Source organism: Citrobacter sp. TBCS-14, from assembly GCF_005280805.1.
GTDB lineage: Bacteria > Pseudomonadota > Gammaproteobacteria > Enterobacterales > Enterobacteriaceae > Citrobacter > Citrobacter gillenii.
Window position 1 is genome coordinate 1 of sequence record NZ_SZWM01001149.1, and the last position, 257, is coordinate 257.

At 50.6% G+C, this 257-nt stretch carries 1 protein-coding gene; it reads right to left on the minus strand.

Features of this window, described 5'->3' with window-relative positions; translation table 11 throughout:
* Positions 1–54 precede the first annotated feature (54 nt).
* Positions 55–257, minus strand: a 203-nt coding sequence (locus FDX22_RS24485) for an alpha/beta fold hydrolase (RefSeq protein ID WP_146717918.1), incomplete at its 5' end; no start/stop codon positions are given.

The window sequence follows — 257 nt, forward strand, 5'->3', positions numbered from 1 at the left end:
GCTTCGCTCATCCCCCTGACGGAAGAGGATCAGCGTAGAACAATCCACGAACGATTACGACTGAATAAAGTCGAGTAGATCGGCGTTGATCTGCTGTTTATGGGTGGTGCAAATACCGTGAGACCCTCCGGCATACACCTTCAACTGTACATCTGGTAGGATTTCTGCCGCAACCTTGCCGCAGGTTTCAAACGGGACAATCTGATCGTCATCACCGTGGATCACCAGCGTCGGGATGGTCATTTTTTTGAGATCCT